General features: G+C 67.1%; 5 protein-coding genes and 1 pseudogene (1 of these 6 running past the window's edge). 5 read left to right on the forward strand and 1 reads right to left on the reverse strand.

Annotation, left to right across the window (positions count from 1 at the left end; genetic code table 11):
• The 5 genes and pseudogenes from hisH to hisI all read left to right on the forward strand — a co-directional run.
• Positions 1 to 414, forward strand: a pseudogene (gene hisH, locus ACFE99_RS20275) (imidazole glycerol phosphate synthase subunit HisH) (it extends 220 nt beyond the left edge of the window).
• Between the two features lies 1 nt (position 415).
• Entirely contained in the window at positions 416 to 1,150 is a 735-nt protein-coding gene (gene priA, locus ACFE99_RS20280) for a bifunctional 1-(5-phosphoribosyl)-5-((5-phosphoribosylamino)methylideneamino)imidazole-4-carboxamide isomerase/phosphoribosylanthranilate isomerase PriA (RefSeq protein ID WP_375488207.1), read from the forward strand.
• Positions 1,147 to 1,953 (forward strand): inositol monophosphatase family protein, encoded by an 807-nt coding sequence (locus ACFE99_RS20285; protein ID WP_375488208.1) that lies wholly within the window; start codon positions 1,147 to 1,149, stop codon positions 1,951 to 1,953. Before priA ends, ACFE99_RS20285 begins: the two co-directional genes overlap by 4 nt.
• 1 nt (position 1,954) lies before the next feature.
• The gene (hisF, locus tag ACFE99_RS20290; RefSeq protein ID WP_375488209.1) at positions 1,955 to 2,740 is read left to right on the forward strand and encodes an imidazole glycerol phosphate synthase subunit HisF; all 786 of its coding nucleotides are present in this window, start codon (positions 1,955 to 1,957) and stop codon (positions 2,738 to 2,740) included.
• Positions 2,737 to 3,084, forward strand: coding sequence for a phosphoribosyl-AMP cyclohydrolase (hisI, locus tag ACFE99_RS20295; protein ID WP_375488210.1), 348 nt, complete (start codon positions 2,737 to 2,739; stop codon positions 3,082 to 3,084). Before hisF ends, hisI begins: the two co-directional genes overlap by 4 nt.
• A gap of 19 nt (positions 3,085 to 3,103) precedes the next feature.
• On the opposite strand, the gene ACFE99_RS20300 is transcribed toward hisI, so the two are convergent.
• Positions 3,104 to 4,081: HNH endonuclease signature motif containing protein (locus ACFE99_RS20300; protein WP_375488211.1), on the reverse strand; the 978-nt coding region annotated here is incomplete at its 5' end.

Genomic DNA, 4,081 nt, shown 5'->3' on the forward strand with positions numbered 1-4,081 from the left:
CTGGAGCGCATACGCGACGGCGTTCCTTTTCTTGGCATCTGCGTCGGCCTGCAAATCCTGTTCGCGCGGGGAATCGAGTTCGGTGTCGAATCGGAGGGCTGCGGGCAGTGGCCTGGTGAGGTGACCCGACTCGACGCGCCGGTGATCCCGCACATCGGCTGGAACGTCTTGGCTGCCGCGCCCGGCAGCGCGCTGTTCAAAGGGCTCGACCCTGATGCGCGGTTCTATTTCGTGCATTCTTACGCCGCCCAGCGCTGGGAGGGTGCAGCCGACGCGCTGCTGACTTGGGCCACCTATCATGTGCCGTTCCTGGCCGCCGTCGAGGACGGCCCGTTGGCCGCGACGCAGTTTCACCCCGAAAAGAGCGGTGACGCGGGCGCGGCCCTGCTGAGCAACTGGGTCGAGGGGCTCTGAGATGTCGTTGATTCTGTTGCCGGCCGTCGACGTGGTCGACGGGCAGGCGGTGCGGTTGGTGCAGGGCCGCGCAGGCAGCGAAACCGAGTACGGCTCGGCGGTCGACGCGGCGCTGGGCTGGCAGCGCGACGGCGCCGAATGGATCCATCTAGTCGACCTGGACGCCGCATTCGGCCGCGGGTCCAACCGCGAACTGCTGGCCGAGGTCGTGGGCAAGCTCGACGTGCAAGTCGAACTGTCCGGCGGCATCCGCGACGACGACTCGCTGGCCGCAGCACTGGCCACCGGATGTGCTCGGGTCAACCTGGGCACCGCTGCGCTGGAAAACCCGCGCTGGTGCGCCGAGGTGATCGCCGAGCACGGCGACAAAGTCGCGGTGGGCCTGGACGTCCGCATCGTCGACGGGCAGCATAGGCTGCGTGGCCGCGGCTGGGAAACCGACGGCGGCGATCTGTGGGAAGTACTGGAACGCCTTGCTGCTCAAGGGTGTCCACGCTTTGTCGTCACCGATGTCAGCAAAGACGGCACGCTCGCCGGCCCCAATCTCGATCTGCTTCGCGCCGTAGCCGAACGCACCGACGCCCCCCTGGTCGCATCCGGCGGGGTCTCCAGCTTGGACGACTTACGCGCCATCGCCACCCTGACCGGCAGCGGAGTCGAGGGCGCCATTGTCGGAAAGGCCCTCTACGCGGGACGATTCAGCTTGCCGCAGGCCCTGGCGGCGGTGCGGGAATGACGAAGGACTTAGACGCGCTCGTGGCCAAAGCGGCGGCGATCCTGGATGCCGCCAGCGAGCAGTTCGTCGCCGGCCACCGAGCCGACTCGGCGGTCAACAAAAGGGGCAACGACTTCGCCACCAAAGTCGACCTGGCCATCGAGCGCCAGGTCGTCGACGCGCTGGTCAAGTGCACCGGAATCGAGGTTCACGGTGAGGAGTTCGGCGGCGCGGACGTCGACTCGCCGTGGGTGTGGGTGCTCGACCCCGTCGACGGGACGTTCAACTATGCCGCGGGCTCGCCGATGTCGGCGATCCTGTTGGGGCTTTTGCACAACGGTGATCCGGTGGCGGGCCTGACTTGGCTGCCGTTCACCGGGCAGCGCTATACCGCCGTGGTCGGTGGCCAGCTGGTCAAAAACGGTGTGGCGCAGCCGCCTTTGGCGCCCACCAAACTGGCGGACTCGATCATCGGCATCGGAACTTTCAACGCCGACTCGCGGGGACGGTTCCCTGGCCGGTATCGGCTCGCCGTGCTGGAAAACCTCAGCCGGGTGTCGTCGCGGCTGCGTATGCACGGCGCCACCGGCATCGACCTCGCCTACGTTGCCGACGGAATACTCGGCGGTGCAATCAGTTTCGGCGACCATGTATGGGATCACGCGGCCGGGGTAGCGCTGGTGCGGGCAGCCGGCGGCATCGTCACCAACCTGGCCGGCGACCCGTGGACACCCGAGTCGCGGTCGGCTTTGGCGGCAGCGCCCGGCGTCCACGCCGAAATGCTGGAGATACTGCGCCGCACCGGCGGCCCGGAAACCTACTGACATGTCATCCGGTAACGGCCTTGCAGTGCGGGTGATCCCATGCCTGGACGTCGACGACGGGCGGGTGGTCAAGGGCGTCAACTTCGAAAACCTGCGTGACGCAGGTGATCCGGTCGAACTCGCCGCGGTCTACGACGCCGAGGGCGCCGACGAGCTGACCTTCCTGGACGTCACCGCTTCCTCGTCGGGGCGGGCCACCATGTTGGAGGTGGTGCGCCGCACCGCCGAGCAGGTGTTCATTCCGCTCACGGTCGGTGGCGGCGTGCGCACGGTGGCCGATGTCGACGCCCTGCTGCGCGCCGGGGCCGACAAGGTGTCGGTCAACACCGCCGCGATCGAGCGGCCCGAGCTGTTGGCCGAGATGGCTCGTCAGTTCGGCTCCCAGTGCATCGTGTTGTCCGTCGACGCCCGCATCGTGCCGGCCGGATCTCGCCCGACACCGTCGGGCTGGGAAGTCACCACCCACGGCGGGCGGCGCGGCAACGGTATCGACGCCGTCGAATGGGCAGCCCGCGGTGCCGAACTCGGGGTGGGAGAGATCTTGCTGAATTCCATGGACGCCGACGGCACCCAATCCGGCTTCGACCTGGCCATGCTGCGTGCGGTTCGCGCAGCGGTCACTGTGCCGGTGATCGCCAGCGGGGGAGCAGGGGCGGTGGAGCATTTCGCGCCAGCGGTTTTCGCGGGCGCCGATGCGGTGTTGGCAGCCAGCGTGTTCCATTTCCGGCAGCTAAGCATCCGCCAGGTGAAAGCCGCCATGGCCGCGGAGGGAATCACGGTGCGATGACACTGAAACCCGACATTGCGACGCGCCTCAAGCGCAACGCCGACGGATTGTTCACCGCCGTGGTGCAGGAGCGCGGCAGCGGCGACGTGCTGATGGTCGCCTGGATGGACGACGAGGCGCTGGCCCGAACCCTGGAAACCCGTGAGGCGACATATTTTTCGCGGTCGCGTGACGAGCAGTGGGTGAAGGGCGCAACTTCCGGGCACACCCAGCATGTGCATTCGGTGCGATTGGACTGCGACGGCGATGCAGTGCTGCTGGTGGTCGACCAAGTCGGCGGCGCCTGCCATACCGGTGACCACAGCTGCTTCGACGCCGACGTGCTGCTGGAGCCGGAGGACTGACCGCAATGGCGTCGGCGTCCTAAGGCCCGTCGTCATCGTCGTCTTCCTGGTGAAGCAGTCTCTCGGGATGATGGAACAGGTTGATCCGCGGTTGGCCGTAGTCGAGGTGGGGTGGTGGAATCCACTCGGTCAAGCCGTCTTTGCGTTTGCGGGTAGTCCAGCCGCCGGGTGTGACGAGCTTATGGTTTGGCCCGCAGGCCAGGGTGAGGTCATCGATGTGCGTTCGTTTACTTTTCGCCCACTCGGTCACATGGTGCACTTCGGTGAGGTAAGCTGGGATGTCGCAGCCTGGCGCGCTGCACCCACGATCCTTGGCGTACAACACGATTCGCTGCGCCGGTGATGCGATGCGCTTGGTGTGATACAGCGCCAACGCCCGACCTTTATGGAAGATCGCGAGATAGTGATGCGCGTGAGCGGCCATCGCCACGACTTCGCTCATCGGCAGCAGCGACCCGCCTCCGGTCAGCGCCTTACCGGCGCCGGCCTCCAACTCCGCCAGTGTGGTGGTGACGATGATCGACGCCGGGAGGCCGTTGTGTTGGCCCAGTTGGCCGGAGGCGAGCATGGCGCGCAGCACCGCAGTGAAGGCGTCATGATTGCGTTGGCTCGCGCTGCGGGTGTCGGAGTCGATGGCCGTCTGGGACGGGGTGCCGTCCAGCACCGGCGGGCCGGCGCCAAATGGGTTGCACATGCCGGGCGCTGCCCATCGGGCCAGCACGGCTTCCAAGCTGGCGCGCACGCCGGGGGTGATCCAGCCGCGGATCGGTGACATGCCGTCGCGGTCTTGCGGGCCGAGGGTGACGCCGCGGCGCCGGGCCCGGTCGTCGTCGCTGAAATTGCCGTCGGGGTTGAGGCAGTCGGCGAGTTTGTCGGCCAACTTGGAAAGCTGGTCGGGGCGAAACTCGGTGGCCAGCTTTGCGAGTTTGGCCTCGGCACGCTCGCGGGTGGGTCCGTCGATCCAGCACGGCAGATTCTCGAAGAAGCGACGGATTAC

The sequence above is a fragment of the uncultured Mycobacterium sp. genome (genome assembly GCF_964249325.1).
GTDB lineage: Bacteria > Actinomycetota > Actinomycetes > Mycobacteriales > Mycobacteriaceae > Mycobacterium.